Origin of the sequence: Photobacterium sp., from assembly GCF_033720175.1 — a bacterium.
Taxonomy (GTDB): Bacteria; Pseudomonadota; Gammaproteobacteria; order Enterobacterales; family Vibrionaceae; genus Photobacterium.
The window spans coordinates 215,593-232,433 of sequence record NZ_JAWWDA010000005.1; the positions used below are offsets into that span (position 1 = coordinate 215,593).

General features: G+C 44.5%; 14 protein-coding genes. 8 read left to right on the forward strand and 6 right to left on the reverse strand.

Annotation, left to right across the window (positions count from 1 at the left end; genetic code table 11):
* The first annotated feature begins 3 nt into the window (after positions 1-3).
* The 3 genes from ovoA (at position 4) to R3289_RS07975 (ending at position 3,084) form a co-directional block, all read left to right on the forward strand.
* On the forward strand, positions 4-2,118 hold the full coding sequence (ovoA, locus tag R3289_RS07965) for a 5-histidylcysteine sulfoxide synthase (RefSeq protein WP_318924990.1): 2,115 nt from the start codon (positions 4-6) through the stop codon (positions 2,116-2,118).
* A gap of 93 nt (positions 2,119-2,211) precedes the next feature.
* A complete protein-coding gene (locus R3289_RS07970) occupies positions 2,212-2,520 on the forward strand; it encodes a DUF1289 domain-containing protein (protein ID WP_318924991.1) in 309 nt (102 codons plus the stop codon).
* A 123-nt stretch (positions 2,521-2,643) separates the two neighbouring features.
* Entirely contained in the window at positions 2,644-3,084 is a 441-nt protein-coding gene (locus R3289_RS07975) for an META domain-containing protein (RefSeq protein ID WP_318924992.1), read from the forward strand.
* Positions 3,085-3,275: 191 nt separating this feature from the next.
* Here R3289_RS07975 and R3289_RS07980 read toward each other — a convergent pair whose 3' ends face one another.
* Positions 3,276-3,605 carry a hypothetical protein gene (locus R3289_RS07980; RefSeq protein WP_318924993.1) on the reverse strand — a complete coding sequence of 110 codons (330 nt, stop codon included), beginning with the start codon at positions 3,603-3,605 and terminating at the stop codon, positions 3,276-3,278.
* A gap of 454 nt (positions 3,606-4,059) precedes the next feature.
* Here R3289_RS07980 and R3289_RS07985 point away from each other — a divergent pair, with 454 nt between their 5' ends.
* Positions 4,060-4,554, forward strand: coding sequence for a CreA family protein (locus tag R3289_RS07985; RefSeq protein WP_318924994.1), 495 nt, complete (start codon positions 4,060-4,062; stop codon positions 4,552-4,554).
* Positions 4,555-4,649: 95 nt separating this feature from the next.
* Here the strand turns inward: R3289_RS07985 and R3289_RS07990 are convergent, their stop codons facing one another.
* The 5 genes from R3289_RS07990 to R3289_RS08010 all read right to left on the reverse strand — a co-directional run bounded on the left by R3289_RS07990 (position 4,650) and on the right by R3289_RS08010 (position 10,233).
* The gene (locus R3289_RS07990) at positions 4,650-5,813 is read right to left on the reverse strand and encodes an ABC transporter permease (RefSeq protein ID WP_318924995.1); all 1,164 of its coding nucleotides are present in this window, start codon (positions 5,811-5,813) and stop codon (positions 4,650-4,652) included.
* Positions 5,810-7,009, reverse strand: coding sequence for an ABC transporter permease (locus R3289_RS07995; RefSeq protein ID WP_318924996.1), 1,200 nt, complete (start codon positions 7,007-7,009; stop codon positions 5,810-5,812). Before R3289_RS07995 ends, R3289_RS07990 begins: the two co-directional genes overlap by 4 nt.
* 7 nt (positions 7,010-7,016) lie before the next feature.
* Positions 7,017-7,991 carry an HlyD family secretion protein gene (locus R3289_RS08000; RefSeq protein WP_318924997.1) on the reverse strand — a complete coding sequence of 325 codons (975 nt, stop codon included), beginning with the start codon at positions 7,989-7,991 and terminating at the stop codon, positions 7,017-7,019.
* Positions 7,991-9,421, reverse strand: coding sequence for a TolC family protein (locus tag R3289_RS08005; RefSeq protein ID WP_318924998.1), 1,431 nt, complete (start codon positions 9,419-9,421; stop codon positions 7,991-7,993). Before R3289_RS08005 ends, R3289_RS08000 begins: the two co-directional genes overlap by 1 nt.
* Positions 9,422-9,771: 350 nt before the next feature.
* Entirely contained in the window at positions 9,772-10,233 is a 462-nt protein-coding gene (locus tag R3289_RS08010; protein ID WP_318924999.1) for a TetR/AcrR family transcriptional regulator, read from the reverse strand.
* Positions 10,234-11,060: 827 nt separating this feature from the next.
* Here R3289_RS08010 and R3289_RS08015 point away from each other — a divergent pair.
* The 4 genes from R3289_RS08015 to tssC all read left to right on the forward strand — a co-directional run bounded on the left by R3289_RS08015 (position 11,061) and on the right by tssC (position 16,809).
* Positions 11,061-12,689 carry an AMP-binding protein gene (locus R3289_RS08015; RefSeq protein ID WP_318925038.1) on the forward strand — a complete coding sequence of 543 codons (1,629 nt, stop codon included), beginning with the start codon at positions 11,061-11,063 and terminating at the stop codon, positions 12,687-12,689.
* Positions 12,690-13,244: 555 nt separating this feature from the next.
* The gene (gene tssA / locus R3289_RS08020) at positions 13,245-14,795 is read left to right on the forward strand and encodes a type VI secretion system protein TssA (RefSeq protein ID WP_318925000.1); all 1,551 of its coding nucleotides are present in this window, start codon (positions 13,245-13,247) and stop codon (positions 14,793-14,795) included.
* Between the two features lie 16 nt (positions 14,796-14,811).
* Positions 14,812-15,312: a type VI secretion system contractile sheath small subunit gene (tssB, locus tag R3289_RS08025; RefSeq protein WP_318925001.1), complete on the forward strand. Its 501-nt coding sequence runs from the start codon at positions 14,812-14,814 to the stop codon at positions 15,310-15,312.
* Positions 15,313-15,318: 6 nt separating this feature from the next.
* Positions 15,319-16,809 carry a type VI secretion system contractile sheath large subunit gene (tssC, locus tag R3289_RS08030; RefSeq protein ID WP_318925002.1) on the forward strand — a complete coding sequence of 497 codons (1,491 nt, stop codon included), beginning with the start codon at positions 15,319-15,321 and terminating at the stop codon, positions 16,807-16,809.
* Positions 16,810-16,841 lie beyond the last annotated feature (32 nt).

Here is a 16,841-nt window from a genome sequence, read left to right on the forward strand (position 1 = left end):
CCAATGGATACAAAACTCATTAGAAATACTCAGACCATCTTACTAACCGGTACTGATCAGGAAAGTAAGCGTCTGGAGCTCAAACGCTATTTTAATCAAACATGGGCCCTGTATGAATCACTGTTTGAAGTCGTTAACAACGATGACGCCTATTTTAAAATAGCGGAGCCACTCCGCCACCCTCTGATCTTCTACTTTGGTCATACCGCAACTTTCTATATCAATAAGCTAAAGCTTGGAAAATTCATAGAGCATCGGATAAATCAACACTTTGAATCAATGTTCGCCGTCGGTGTTGATGAGATGTCGTGGGATGATCTTGATGACACACACTATCAATGGCCGTCTGTAGATGCAGTTAGAAAGTATCGAAATCAAGTTCATCAAAGGGTTAATGCATTTATAGATGAAATGATACTTGAATTACCAATCAGTCAATCTGATCCAGCCTGGATTATTTTAATGGGCATTGAACATGAGCGTATTCACCTCGAAACCTCCTCAGTGATTATTCGTCAGCTCCCCCTCGACGACGTTAGCCCTCACCCTGAATGGGCAGCCTGTACCGATAGTAGCGAAGCGAAGCCCAACCACCTTCTTCCTGTAGCAGGAAAGTCAATCACTTTAGGTAAGAAGCCGGATAACCATACCTACGGCTGGGATAACGAATACGGCGAGCAGAGCTTTACGGTTGAAGACTTTAAAGCCGCGAAATACCTGGTTTCTAATCAGGAGTATCTGGCTTTCGTGCAAGCAGGCGGCTATAACCAGCTTCGCTATTGGAACGAAGAAGGACAAGCATGGCTCGCTTATACAAAAGCGACAATGCCACGCTTTTGGCGTTACCGTGACAATACGTGGTTACAGCGTAACTTATCAGAGGAGGTGCCACTCCCCCTTAATTGGCCCGTTGAAGTCAATCAATTAGAAGCGAAAGCATTCTGTAACTGGAAAACTGAACAAGCTCAAACCACCATCCGCCTACTAACTGAAGCTGAATGGTCTATTTTACGCGAGAATATCACGACAGACTCACCGCAGTGGTCAGAAGCACCAGGAAATATCCAGCTCGAATATTACGCCTCCTCTTGTCCGGTTAACCGATTCGAGCACAACGGACTATATGATATTGTCGGAAACGTATGGCAATGGACAGAAACACCGATTGACGGCTTTAACGGCTTTCAAGTTCATCCTTTATATGACGATTTCTCTACCCCGACCTTCGATGGTAAGCACAACCTGATTAAAGGCGGATCCTGGATTTCAACGGGTAACGAAGCTACCAGCACCTCTCGTTACGCCTTCCGGCGGCATTTCTACCAACATGCCGGGTTCAGGTATGTGGAATCAAAGCAAGACCCTGCCACCATGGCCAGGGTGAATATTTATGAAACAGACGAGCTTATTTCTCAATACCTCGAATTTCACTACGGTACTCAATATTTCTCTGTTCCAAATTTTTGTATCAACGGTGTACAACAATGTCTGCAAGAAATTCAACTGGTACATACTGCCAAAGCGCTGGATATTGGCTGCTCTGTTGGCCGGGCCACTTTTGAATTAGCCAAAACCTTTGATCATGTTGATGGTATTGATTTTTCAGCGCGATTTATTCAGCAAGCCTATGTATTAGCCGAACATGGCGAAAAGCGTTATACCATTCGCACAGAAGGCGATCTGGTTGAATTTAAGAGTGTATCCATAGCACAACTGGGTTATGAATCTCTGATCCATAAAGTCAATTTTATCCAGGGTGATGCATGTAACTTAAAACCACAATATTCAGGGTATGATCTTATCTATGCATCGAACCTGATTGATCGACTAAATGAACCCAAACAATTTTTGGCGACCATCCACCACCGTATCAATAGCAGCGGCTATCTGGTCATAGCGTCCCCTTACACATGGCTGGAAGACTATACGGATAAAGATAAATGGTTAGGGGGAATTAAAGTTCACGGCGAAAACTTCACAACCTTAGATGGGTTAACTGAAACCCTGATCAGCAATTTTGAGCTCATCGCGGTGAAAGAAATCCCCTTTGTTATCCGCGAAACTAAGCGCAAATTTCAGTACACGCTCTCGGAAATGACAATTTGGCGAAAGCGTTAGTCTATCCTCAGGTGACTTGGGGATAGGTCATCGACGCTAGAACAAGAAACAGATATATTACGCTCTCCGTTATATTTGGTGCAGTGTAGAAAAATGAAAACACCTTGTATTGCAAAATGTAAGAACAATGAAGGGATTTGCATTGGCTGTTTCCGCACAATGGCCGAAATAGGAGAATGGCGTCATATGTCAGATAAACAACACAGTAGCAAAATAGATCAAATCAAAGGTATTCGGTCAACACACAGCTGTAGTCAGTGTGGTAAGCCAGCTTACTGTGACATTAGCGCAGGAAAATCAACCTGCTGGTGTTTTGAATTATCCAAGCGTAATACTTCAGCAATCAAGCCTGGCACCTGTCTGTGTCGTACATGCTTATCAGCTCTGCCACTTCTAGATTAGCCCCTTGGGATTGAGACAGATCAGAGATGTCGCTTTCATTCAGGTGAAGTAAACTTCTTCGGTCGTCGCTAGTATTGATATGCTAAAATTAGTACTAATTCTCTGATGAATAAGGCTTAAACGATGAAAAAGTGGCTACTGGCAGTTATAGTTGCGTCATTCTCGCTACTCGGTTGCGACAGCAATCCACCCAGCGGTTTTTCAGCAAAAAATATTCAGCGGAGTTGGGTGCTGACTAAAGTCGATGGGAAAGAGAGCAATATCACAGAACCCCGGGTCGCGCCGAATATGACAATTGATTCCGATTTAAAAGTCGCAGGTTTCGGAGGCTGTAACCGCTTCTTTGGCCAAGGTGAAATTGATGGCAGTAAATTCAGAATAACAGCGATGGGATCCACTAAAATGGCTTGCATTCAAGATGACCAAGCAACCATTGAATCGATAATGACTAAATCTCTTCAGCAATGGAGCAATGCCGCGCTTGAAAACGATACTCTCACGTTAACCTCTGAACAACACATCCTGACCTTTATGCCTGGCGAGGTTGCCGCTGACGAGCTGTAACAATAGATCACATTAAACTAAGAACACCGAGGCTCACGCAGAGTTACCAAGTTGGTAGCTTCGACTGGCCGACGACGACTGACTGGATCTGTTAGCCAAAATGAAAAACCACTGCCAAAATGCAGTGGTTTTTCCATGTTAAATGTCCATAATTGCCATGTTCTAGTGGCTGATGCTGATTATATAATTGGTCACGCTTGCTGTTCTAATTGATAAAGCTGAATTTCATGAAGTACCCGCTCCGTCAGCAATTCGCCCATTGCATCTTTGATGTTAACTTCCATTTGTGAAATTGCCGGGAATACAGATTTATGCATTTCTTCTACACACTCTTTTGGTACCTTCATACTCATCCCAAACTCAAACGACGCCAGTGATAAAAATTTTTCCATCCGCTCAATTATCACTCTTGCCATTTGGTGGTCGGCACCGATATCAAGCAGCTCTTGCTCGACAATTTGTTCGAGTTGCGTTAGCTCTCTTGGCTGCTCTTTTACTGGAAAAGCTATGATATTTGACATCTTATCCTCCAGATTCTATTTATGTGTAAAAATACTCCGCTAATACATTTTCTTTGTAACGTGCTGTAATTATCATCCTATGTGTATTTTTTATTAAAGAAAAGTTTAAATGACTATTTTTCTCAATAAAAAATACCTTCATCACTCTACCGTATCACTCTCACTTGTTTACAGGCAAAAAAAAGGATTTATTATCAACAACCTAATTAAAAACCAAATAAAACCTTTCATCATAATATGAAACTATGACGGATTTTTATTCAGCGTTTGTACTGTTAGCGAGACTAAAAAATACCACCATACATCAATTCATAGCAGTACAGCAATGAGTGCTATTTCCAGCGAATCTTGGTGAATCCTAATGCTTCCCCCTTTTTTTGTTAAAATAGTATAAGCTGATGAATGCTCAAACGTTTTAAAGTATAAGTCCCCCCTTACAGACTTGGAGAATCAAATGAAAAAAGCGCTATTATTAGTGGGATTACTGGCTGCAACAGCCCTGTTAGCTGGCTGCTCAGATGATGAAGTGGGTGATGTAAGCTTAGGCATATTCACCACTAAAGATATTAAAATCCAGACTTTCACCGACCCGGAAATCCCGGGGGTAACCTGCCACATCAGCCATGTTCAGGGAAATCTCGATTTAGCCGACCCTTCTGATATGGGAATTGCTTGCCGGCAAACCGGCTTTATTACCATGGACATGATGAAAAACGTCGACACCTCAAAAAACGGTGAAGTGGTTTTTAAAGCTTCGAAGAGTATTTTGTTTAAGACCCTGAAAATCCGTCGTATTTATGATAAAGATAGCAAAACTTTGATGTACCTATCCTACTCTACCAAGGAAACTCAGGGTAGCTACAAGCATTCACTGTCAACGGTTCCACTCTATGGCTCAGAAGCCTGGACAGAGATGATGGCTGCCGAGCAGGCTGCGAAACAACAATAATTCAAAATCAACGCAAGCCATAAGGGCATGACGGAAAAAGCGCCAGTGATTCTAATTAAAGAATGTGGCGCTTTTTAGCCGTTTGTCATTAAAGTCTAAAGCGTAACAGGCTCTGACTTACCCTGAGTGCGGCACATCAAACCTGCAGCAATCAAGCCGTAGACCAAGACCTGCAGCCATAGTTGACCCCACCAATTAATCACTTGCTCAAAGCTGGCTCCCATCTGATTTAACCTCAGGAAACCATTAATTGCAGGCGTTGACGGTACCAGTTGAGCCAAGGCATGAATGGGAGCCGGAATCGCTGATGCCGGCCAGATAAATCCGGCGGAGAAAATCAACGGGAAAGAGCTGAGCAGGACGATCAAGGTGGCCAATTCACGCCGCGGGATCAATTGACCAATGATTATTCCAAGGAAAATCACTGCCAGCAAGAAGGGAATGGTCATAGCAATCAGATCGGATATTGATGCCAGACGGTTAATTTGGTTGCTTGAAAAGCTGTAACCAAAGTAATAGGCCACCAATGGCAAGTATATCAGTACAAACAACGCCGCACGCACGACCATAACCTGCCATCCAGGATAGCGTAGCCAGTATCCCGTTAGCCCCTGCAGACGGTATTCATTCTGTCCGCCCCCGAGTAAAGCAACGGCAATCAATAACGTCTGATGCAGGATCAAGACGAATACCGCAGGTACAACGTAATTGATATAGCCCATGGTCGGGTTAAATACCGGTCGCATATTCAACGTCATGGCTGAAGACTGCTCTGAGGCAAGGGCAATATTATCTCCTGACATGACCATTCGAGATACCTTCGCTTTAGCTCCCAGCGTACCACCCGCTGTCGCTAACCCTTCCACGATGGTGCCGTAGACCAGAAAATAAGCCGCATCGCCGGCATAAGCCAAGGTCGGGCTTTTACCCAATAATAAATCACAGTAAAAGTTATCAGGGATCACCAATAAACCTTGCACTTTACCGTTAATAAGTAATCTCTTAGCCTGGTCGAGGCTGTATGCGTGCTGGGTGATCTTCACCTGTGGCGTCGCATCGACCATCCGTTCCAGCTCCCGGCTCAACTGGCTGTTATCGAGATTGACGACTGCCACAGCTTGCTCCCGTGGCAGTTGCTGAGTGTATGGGAGAGGATACAAAAACGAATAAATGATCACCCCGCCAAACACGGTAAATAACAGTGCCGGGTTGGTGAATACCGCATTCAGCTCGAACTTCAATAATGCGCGCCAATTCATTTCAGATCTCCAGTTTCAAGTTCAGATCGTCCGGGCTCACTTCGCATTCTGTCTCGAGCTTCAGAGCGTGCAAGTTTCTGTACTTTAAACATCACCGGAACAAGTGCCAGAGTGAAACCCATCAGCGCTGCGAGATGAGGTATTACCGCCAGCAACGACGCGCCGTAGTTCACTTGCTGAATCTGAATTTCAATATAATGACTCACAGGCAACATCGCTCGCCATAATTGCGCCAGAAGCGGCATATCGCTGACTGGAAAGGTGATCCCCATGAACGCAAAAGCCGGGGCCGTGAAACCGGCAACTAAACTCATTGCACGAGTAGTGTCCAGTGGCAGCATGAAGAAAAGCGCTCCCATACTTTGGCAGGCAATCACCATCGTTAACTGGGCAAACATTAAAATCAACCAGCTACCCCGCATTGGCCATTCCAGTAAGCCATACAAGCCCCACAGGAATAGCCCCCCCTGAACCAAAAATAAGACCGTATAAGGTGCTAATTTGGCAAGCAGATTTCGTACCGGATGAGCGGCCAGCCAAGGTTGGATCCCCTGCTGGCGGAACTCTGCGGCCATGGAAAGTACCGTGGTGGCCACGATCACAATCTGCCAGATAGCCGGTATCGCTGTCGATGCTAAAAACTGACCATAGTGGTTGTTACTGTTAAACAACGGCGTGATCTGACTGCGAACCGGCACCGCCTGCCCCAGAGCCAGGCGCGGAACCGGTGCACCATCCGCCATATTTTTTACTGTATCAATGGCTGCCGTATAGGTTCCTTGGGCCTGATTCATTGCAGAGTTTATTAACTTACCAATCAAGAGGAACTGACTGTTGTAAAACGCCGTCACATCTGGGACTCGCCCTAGAATGGTCTCTTTTTCTAGCTCATGAGGGATCACTACTAGCGCGTAAATATCGCCATTTCGCAGTGCCTTACTGCCCTGTGCGACCGAATGAAACTGCTGTGTCACCTCAAGAGTCGGACTGGCGTCATAGTAACGCACCAGTCCGCGAGACATCCGGCTATGGTCAAGATCAACGACACCAATCGCCAGATCCCGGGCGATGCCCGCAGAAAAAATGGCCCAAATCGAGACAAACAAGACGACAGGGAGCCAAAACAGTAATGCCTTCAACCAACCATCAGCTGTCAGTATTCGCCACTCACGTTGGAGCTGTGGAGTTAACGCCATGGGATCTCTACTCTACTATCACACTCATGCCGACTCGCAGGCCGTCTATTGGCTGCGAAGGACGAGCTTCAACTTCAAAGGTTCGCATATCAAAGCCTTGCGCTACATCGGTAGCACGCCAGGTTGCAAAATCCCCCATCACGGAAACATGACTCACTTTAAACGGATAGCGCTCATCGCCCAGAGCAGGAATAGAGACGCTCAGTTCTGCCCCCTGGTTATAGGCTGTTAACTTGTCTTCACGGACATGGAAAACAGCCCACGCATCTTTCATGTCAATGACACTGACAACCGGAAAGCCTTGAGGCGCCAACTCACCATCATGCAGCAAGATCTGAGTCACTTCACCGTTGTGCCAACTCTCGACCCTGGTATCAGCCGCGTAAGCTTCGACCTCAGCAACCGCCCCTGCCGCCATACGTACTTTCTCATTCGCGGCCCGCTTAGTCTCCACGCGGGCACCTTCTTGTGCCATTCCGAACATCTGATACGCAGCACGTTCGGTATAGCGAGCAGCTTGCCACTGAGTGTAGGCTTCATCACGTTTCTGCTCAGCGAGCACACCATCTTTGTAAAGGTTATCAACCCGTTTGTATGTTTTCTCCATCAAAGAAGAAGCCGATTTGGCTTTCTGCCATTGATCGCGGGCGGCTTCAATTTCCTGGCTTCGAGCGCCATTTTCTGCTTGTGCCGCCATTGCCCCGGCCGCTTGTTCGCCAGCTTTAGCCTGTTCCAGTCTGGCATCCAGTTCCGGGCTTAGCAGCGTAAAAATCAGTTGCCCACGTTCGATCTGCTCGCCTTTTCTTACCAGTACCTGATCGATACGACCCGGTACTTTCGACGATATACTGTATTGCTGAGCTTCAATCTGACCTTGCATACGCTCAGGCTGAGGCTGGTAAGCCTGCCAGAAGGTATAACCAACCCAACCGACTAGCGCTGCCGCGGGAATGGCCACAGCGAGTGACTTAAACTTACTCATTATTTAACCTCTAGACCTAGATATTGTTGATACTGATTGAAACTGTTTATCTCACCGCTTAACGCCAGCAAGCGCGACAGTGAAATCACATATCGGTAAGCAGCCGCCAGTCGCTGAATTTTGACACCCGCCTGAAACATTTCAGCGTCAACGACATCAAGTGATGTAGATAAGCCCTGGCTAAAGGCTTTTTCACGCAACCGAACATTTTCTTTGGCCAGCGTCAGGCTTGACGCCAGTCCGCCGTACTCTTCCAGCGCCTGACGCGCTTCTCGATAGGTTTTCTCAACCAGTACCGATAAATCCTGCTCGGCCTGGGCACGCAGGTAGTTCACCTGTTTGACCGCGCTATGAGCAGCCTGTACTTTGCCTGAACGGCCTGAACGATCTAGCAGGGGAATGCTGACGCCAACCCCGACCGCCCAGTCTGGGGCTGTTTTCGCAGCAAGAGTATCGTCTTCATGAAGGCTGTAATTGCCATACAAAAACACTTCCGGATAATACTTACCCTGCTCGACATCAATTAAACCGTTCGCTTGTTTTTTCTTGGCGTCGAGAATATGTAAGCCGGGATAGTCAGCCAGCGTCTTATCAATAAATGCCGTCATTGGCGGTAAGGATTCATTGGTAAACAGACCAGAGGATGGCATTGCAGGGGTAGTCAGTTTTAATAATTTGGTTAACGCAACTTGAGCTATTTCCATATCACGCGCCGATTTCTGACGCTCTACACGAGCTTTATCATAAGAGGCTTCAGCTTGGAGACGCTCAACTTTGGCAATCTGCCCTTGCTGCTCTAGCTTCCTGGCATAATCTAAATGCTTCTGCAGACCTTGCTCAATATCGATACGGGTTTGCAGCACCTGCTCGGTTAACACGACACCAAAATAAAATTTGGATAAGTCTTCAAACGTTGCCTGCTGCTTCATTGCCAGCAAGTGCTTCGCTTCTTCCGTCTGACCTTTGGCGATATCTTGCGCCGCAGTGATTCGACCGCCGGTAAATATCGGCCATATCGCACGAATCGAGCTGGTAAATATATCGCGATCTGTTAACTGAGAGGTGAACTGTCGATCTAGGTCAGCAGGATTGATCCCTACTGATTGCAATAAGTGCTGCAATTTGGGGTTAGCCGCAATCGCACCGCCTGCAGGCATACTCCCTAATAAATCTGAAGGGGCGATCTCTATCGGCTTATCTAAGCGCGTATAGTTAGCGGAAACACTCAGCTGCGGCAGATATAGATCGCTGGCCGCATCTTGCAGGTTCCCAGCTCGCTCAACATTGGCTCGTTCTGCAGCTAATGCATCATTGCCGGTAACGACCGCCTGCCATGCTTCAGCGAAAGTCACCGGTGCCGCGTGAAGGCCCGGTGATAATACTAAAACAGCAGCAAGAAACGGCTTTGCCACTCGTGGCTTTATTCTCATTGTTAAACCCTTATAAGCCTTTATCTTTGGCTGATTCAAGGCTATTTTAGAGTTTTAACTCTAAAATTCAACTTAACAATAGAGACGAAGTAGTGCAAAGCGTCATATCCATCCTTTCAATCACCTTATTGAAACTAGAATATTAATATATTTAATTAAATTTCAATAACTTAAATAAGAATAAAAAGATAGGTAAGGGGTGAGGCGTTTTAAAAAGAAAAGTTAACACCCTATCGGAAAGAAATTGTTTGAGTCAATCAAGCAACAATCTATGACAGAAAATAGAAGCACTATGGATTAAAAATGGCCTGCAATAATACAGACCGCTTTCATATTGTTCTTCTGTTAGCTTAACAAGCAAGGCTTATTAGCGATTTACCAAACAACCACTCAAGCTCTTTTCCACAGCCTTCACCGAAACGTTCCTGACAGAGACTGTACAGGCGATCAATACCACGCGATGCAAATTCATGGGACGTATCTGCCGTCACAATATGATGGAACAACAAGCGTAATATAGCACAGAATTTTTCATCCCTCAGAGCCTCAACCCAGCTGGTTACAAATGCATCAAGGTCTTGTTCCAATTCTAACCTTTCAACAAATAGAGAGAAAATACGTCCATCCAGCGCATTAGAGAAGTCTTGTTTTTTAGGGAAGTGGTGGCTGATACCGGTACGTGAAATCCCTGTCTGGTTACTTAACGTGGTGTATGACATTTTATCATAACCCAAGGTTAGTATCTGATCGACCACTGCATCCATGATCGTCTGAATCGTTTTCTCTGTATCTTCTTTACTACGCTTCGGCATAATGAATAGACTCTGATCTTAAATTTTTTATCAACAATGTCACTTTCAAGCAAATAGTCCGAAAGGCTACTGTAACGGTTTCATTGTCAGTCTGGTCTGACTAGTATCACAAAATACAATTCCGCTAACCAGCGTTCCGATCATTATTATCATCTTTTCCATACGCCAAGCTGAATAAAAGCCAAAAGATAACAAAATACTCGCCCCACATCATACTTTGAAGAAATCAACCATCCCCAAACCACCTCAAGCTGAGAGTCGTCTTGAGTGTCACCGCCGCTTTCGTTTCACGTCATAGTAACTGCCTAGCACAGATCATCGTGGCTGAGTGGTTGAGAGGCTGAAAAAGGAGCGTCACTGACCGTCTTTATAAAGTCATCCCAATAAAAAACAAAAGAGCCAAGATAAAATGATATTTCTTTCGCTAAAAGTACGATTGTATCCCAGAATCATAAATGAGATTGGTGTGGTCAATGTCCAGAAAGCGAACATCAAAACAAACCAACGGCACATTTACCTCAACACATATGAAACATGGTGATAACATATGCAATTATTTCAAAAGCTCGTCATTGAGCACAAAAAATAATATAAGCGTTTAAATTTTCCCTTGTATTTCGGGCAGATGGCGCAACATCACCAACATGGCTGGGGTGTTACTCCACTAATAGCATGAAATCTGGTCAAAATTTAAACTTGACGGGTCAGTTCTTAGAGCCTTTACTTTAACAGCATCATAACACCACAAGGATGGGACTAATATGACTTTACCTCTGCCCACGGAACGCTTAAGAGAGACACTTATGGCTCAACCATTACCTCACGAGATGATTTTAAAATGGGCCAAAGAACGTCCGAATGAAGTCTATCTGCGACAGATTATTGATAGAAAATTCGTTGATTTCACTTATGCCGACGTAGCCGATAAAGCACTTCGTCTTGTTAGCGCTCTACGCAATATGGGGATCCAGCCCGGCGATCGGGTAGCATTAATGTCAAAAAACTGTGCTGAATGGTTTATTACTGACTTTGCACTCATGCTGGGTAGTTATATCAGTGTTCCCATTTTTCCAACAGCAGGCCCTGATACGATCGAACATTGCACCACGCATAGTGGATCTAAAGTGCTCATTATCGGTAAACTTGACGACACGAAAGCAATTGACTCCGTATTGGCTAAATATCCCGGCCTTCCAACGATAGCTTTCTCCTATCCCGGAACCCCGGAGTGCACCCACAAATTTAATACACTCGTCACTGAAACCCCTCCAAGTGAAGAACGTCCAAAACATGCTCAAGATGCCCTGATGTCGATTGTTTATACATCAGGTACATCAGGCTTGCCTAAAGGGGCAATGCTGACTTACGGTTCATTTGCCTGGACGACACAACGCCTGGTTGACCATATCGGCATGCAAGATGGCGAACGACTATTTTCTTACCTGCCTTTAGCCCATATTACTGAACGCGTTTATGTCTTCGGTACATCAGTCATGGCGGGGATTCAGGTCGCCTTCCCTGAATCGCTCGATACCTTTATCGAAGATGTCAAAATGTACCGACCTACCCTCTTTATCTCAGTCCCTCGGCTGTGGACGCTGTTCCAGCAGCGTATCTTAGATAAGCTGCCTCAAGCCAGACTGAATATTTTGCTTAAGATCCCGTTCATTTCCGGTGTTATCAAACGCAAGCTCGCTAAAGGTTTAGGCTTAGATAAAGCACGTATGCTCGGGTGTGGCTCGGCTCCTGTATCCTCTGCTCTATTACGCTGGTATGAAAACATCGGCCTGAATATCACCGAAGCCTGGGGACTGACCGAGAATTTTGCTTACAGCACCATAAACCACCCGTTCCGCAGTGACAAAGTTGGCACAGTCGGTAATGCTGGTCCTGGGGTCGAGATTAAAATCGCCTCTAATGACGAGATCCTTGTTCGCAGTCTCGGCCTGTTTTCTGGCTATTACAAAAATGAAAAAGCGACCAAGGAAATTTTCGATGAAGATGGTTGGTTACATACCGGTGATATTGGCTCTCTTGACGAAGACGGCTACCTCACCATTCAAGGTCGTATTAATGACAACTTCAAGACAGCCAAAGGTAAGTTTGTCGCCCCCGTTCCCATTGAAAAACGCTTATTCGAATTGAGCAACATTGAAACAATGTGTGTAATAGGCTCTGGTATGCCTTTCCCTATCTTATTGGCGATCCCACATGAGTTCCCTCACTTCGACCCTGCCCGTTATGAACATAAGATCCAACGAGTAATCGAAACCATTAATAGCGAACTGGAATCCCATGCGAAAATCAAAGGGGTACTGATGGTAAAAGAGCCATGGACGGTTGAGAATGGCATACTCACTCCGACGCTTAAGATCAAACGTCATATCTTAGAGAAAAAATACCATGACTTAGGAGCCAACTGGCCAAAAGACAAGCTGATCCAGTGGGAGGAGTAATTCCCTAAACTCTCTCTATGCCCCGCCCGACTATAAAGCCACCGAATGGTGGCTTTATGATATACGGTATTAAACAAGACTAACCTCAACCATCATCGCGAACACTAATCCAGCTAAAACTGAATCGCCACGACTTCGTAAAATGACTTTTAGCTTCATTAAAATAGAGTTCATTACACAAAAAATTTAACCATAAAATCTAAAAAACCCATAAATATAAATGTAACCTTAAGAGATAATAAAAACAAAACCATCAATTAAAAGTCATTAATTATTCAACTATCACTTTCATGGAAATAACAAAATCATTAGATTCACTCTACATTTTCATTCAACATCCATTGCTGTGATATAACTCCAAACTTCTTGATTATCTTCCCATTTAAATAATAACCACCAAACAAAAACAAACCAAGTCATTGTAATAAAAGAAATAAAAACAAAAACACCGCGGAGAGAATTGTCTTTACAGAGCCCTGCCATATGCAATAGCATTGCACACACTTAAAGGATTAAAGAATCAAAATAACTTTCAGCTAAAATTTATAATTACATATGGAATTCGATAATATTATTTTATCGCCCTTTACCGATGGCGATAAGGCTGGCACGGATCTTAAATATGATGAACGTTTCGAAAATATTGAGAATGAAGTCAATAAAGATAATAGCTTATATTCAGGCTCTTATAGCGACTGGGAAAAAATAAAAAATCAAACATCTGTTTTATTACAATCTGAGACAAAAGATTACCGACTATTAAACTGGTATCTAAGATCAGAGTATAAAATCAACGCCAGCCTGAAAGGATTAATTTCAGGTGTCAGAATTCTTGGGGCCTTTTTTTCAGCATTTGGAGAACTAGCCTATCCTTTGAGAAAAAGGACGCAAATAGGTGTTGTCACTAACTACATAACATTTATCGACACTGAGTTCGGTAAATACCTCGAACAAGCCTCGAAATCAGACCTGGAGCTTGCAATCGAGGTGTTTAGCCACACCGATGAAATGATTGAAATCTTATATCCAAATGAGGTTCCAGGCTTATTACCATTAATAAAAAAGGCAAAAACAGCACTCAGACGCATCGCCATTGACACGCAAAAAACCAATACACAAGAAACAAAAGCTGTAACTCAAACGATAAATATCGGTTCAACTCTGGGGCAGCGGCAATCTCAAGATTGCGAAATATCCAGCAACGAGGATGCGAATAAAGCACTGCGACAAATACAGGAAATTTCTCGCAAAATATCTCACTTTTGGCTAACAAAAAAAATTGGTGATTCAAGAGCATACAAATTAAATCGTACCTTGACCTGGTTGAACATTTTACAAGCTCCAAAAGGAAACCTCGACGGTGCCACGCCTTTAAAGCCAGTTCCATTAAGTAAAACACAACACTATGACAATCTGTTTAACGACCAAAAATACAGCGAATTACTGACAGAATTAGAGATAAGTTTAACTAAAGCGCCATTCTGGTTGGATGGCCACTATCTGGCATGGCAAAGCTTAGAAGCTCTTGGAAACTCAGAGGGGGCTGAAGTGGTGTGCCGAGAAGTTACTGCATTTGTTCAACAAAATCCGAATTTAACCAAATTGACATTTGATGATGGGATCCCATTTGCGAGTATTGAGACACAAGACTGGCTTTCACAACAAGGAACTAAACCGGGTGACGCAAGCGAAATACCGGCTGAACATCATCTTATCGCCGGCACGGAGATGCCATGGGATCTCGCTCTGGAACAAGCTAAATCATCGTTAAAAAAACTGGGGATCAGCGGTGCTGTTGCACCACTTGTTCAAGGTTGGCAGCAGGCATATTCACAACGTGAACAGTTCTTCTGGCAACTCTCTCAAGCCCAGTTATTTATATATTCACGTCGGTTTGATCTTGCATGCTCAATTTTACATTCACTCGATACCCGTTTTACGTCGTCACATCTAGCGACTTGGGAGCCAGTACTGCAGGAGCGATTACTGGCGCTTTGGCTCAGTAGTCTGCAACAACGACCAGGCAAGGAACAGGATCCGGAGCAGATACAGGTTATTAGTGAGAGGCTTTGCAGTCTTAATCCCATTAGAATTTTAAACATTTAATTATCAAGGAGATACCATGTCGAAAGAAGCCTCTGTCGCCCCCAAGGAACGTGTCAACGTTACATTCAAACCAGCCAGTAATGGGGCAACGGAAGATGTTGAACTACCTCTTAAGGTCATGGTTTTAGGTGACTTTACCCAGCGTAGTGATGATCGAAAGTTGGAGGATCGCCAACCAATTAGCATTGATAAAAGCAACTTCAATGATGTTCTAGAAAAACAAGAGCTTAGTCTTAACTTTAATGTTAACAATGCGCTTCAGGACGGTGAAGACAGTAATGCCGATATCCCTGTTTCACTTAAAGTCAAAAACATGAAAGATTTCGATCCGGCGAGCATTGTTGAACAAGTTCCTGAGCTGAAAGGATTGATGAATTTACGTGAAGCACTGGTTTCACTTAAAGGTCCGCTTGGTAACGTCCCTTCCTTCCGCAAAGCAATAGAGCAAGCGTTGGTTGATGAGACTGCACGTAAAAAACTACTGAATGAACTTGGCCTTTCAGAGAGCAAGGAGTAACAAAGCATGGCAGAAGCAGCAGTCGCACCAGAAGCCCAAACTGAAACATCAAACGGCTTACTTGATCAAATTGTCGCAAAAACTAACATCAATCCGCATGATGAAACATACAACATCGCAAAACGCGGTCTTAGCGCATTTATACAAGAGCTACTCAAACCCAATAATCAAGAAGGTGGTGTCAACAAAGCGTTAATTGACAAAATGATCACCGAACTCGATCAACGTTTAAGCCAGCAGGTTGATGAAATCCTCCACCATGAGGCATTCCAGCAACTCGAATCAGCATGGCGTGGCCTGAAAATGCTTGTTGATCGTACCGACTTCCGTGAAAACAATAAAATCGAGATCATTAATATCTCTAAAAATGATCTGCTTGAAGATTTTGAAGATGCGCCAGAAATTACAAAATCCGGTTTGTATAAGCACATCTATACGGCTGAATACGGTCAGTTTGGTGGTGAACCCGTCGGCGCGATTATCGGTAACTACCACTTCGGGCCTTCCGCGCCAGATATCAAAACCATGCAGAATATTGCCTCTATCGCTGCAATGTCACACGCGCCATTCATTTCAGCTGCCGGGCCCCAGTTTTTTGGGATGGAATCATTCGAAGGCCTGCCAGATCTAAAAGATCTCAGTGCTCATTTCGAAAGTCCGATGTTCACCAAATGGCAAAGCTTCCGTGAGCAAGAAGATTCTCGTTTCGTTGGCTTAACGTTACCGCGATTTCTATTGAGGCAGCCTTACGACCCAGAAGAAAACCCAATAAAAGCGTTCAACTATCAAGAAGATGTCTCACAAACACACGAACATTATTTATGGGGTAACACAGCCTTTGCAATGGCGTCACGGCTTACCGCCAGTTTTGCCAACTACCGTTGGTGTCCGAACATTATTGGTCCGCAATCTGGTGGTGCCGTCGATGACTTGCCACTGCATCATTTTGAAAGCATGGGCGACATTGAAACCAAAATTCCAACAGAAGTGCTCATATCCGATCGTCGTGAATATGAGTTAGCGGCAGAAGGATTTATTGCTCTTACCATGCGTAAAGGTTCTGACAATGCAGCATTTTTCTCGGCAAATTCAGTGCAAAAACCAAAAGTATTCAGCAATACCGATGAAGGCAAACGCGCCGAGCTGAACTACAAACTGGGGACTCAGTTACCGTATTTATTCATCATCAGCCGCCTTGCCCATTACATAAAGGTACTTCAACGCGAACAAATTGGCAGTTGGAAAGAACGTACCGATTTGGAATCTGAACTGAACACATGGATACGCCAATATGTTGCAGATCAGGAAAATCCACCGGCAGAAGTTCGTAGTCGTCGGCCTCTGCGTGCAGCCAGTATCCGTGTCGAAGATGTTGCTTCAGATCCTGGTTGGTATCGCGTGAGCTTAGCGGTTCGCCCTCATTTTAAATATATGGGCGCTGATTTCACGCTGTCGCTGGTCGGAAAACTCGATTCGGACGGCAATATTTATCCATAACGTTACTTGTAGCAAAACCTTAATGTACTTGC